1 protein-coding gene is annotated in these 341 nt (G+C 77.4%); it reads left to right on the forward strand.

What is annotated here, in order from left to right:
• Positions 1–149: 149 nt before the first annotated feature.
• The coding region (locus GTW08_RS32885; protein ID WP_161151602.1) for an ATP-binding cassette domain-containing protein at positions 150–341 on the forward strand (192 nt) is incomplete at its 3' end.

The following is a 341-nucleotide window of genomic DNA, read 5'->3' on the forward strand; positions in this document are numbered from 1 at the left end:
GTCGCCCAGTTGCTGACGGCGTTCGCCCCGGCCGGGGACCGGCCGATCGGGGTGCCCGCGGGAGCGGTGACGGCGGTCGCCGGCGCGGTGGTGCTCATCGGGATCGTCCGCCGACGGTCCCGTACGACGGTGGGAGGTGCGCTGTGACGGTGCTCAGGGCCGAGGGGGTGACGGTGCGCTTCGACGGGCGCACCGTGCTCGACGGCGTCGACCTGGCGGTCGCCCGCGGGCAGTGGCTGTCGCTGGTGGGGCGCAACGGCTGCGGGAAGACCACGCTGCTGCGGGTGCTCGCCGGGCTGCACCGGCCCGACGCGGGCGCGGTGCACCTGGCCGACCGGCCG

Origin of the sequence: Pseudonocardia sp. SID8383 (assembly GCF_009864975.1) — a bacterium.
Classification (GTDB): Bacteria; Actinomycetota; Actinomycetes; order Mycobacteriales; family Pseudonocardiaceae; genus Pseudonocardia; species Pseudonocardia alni.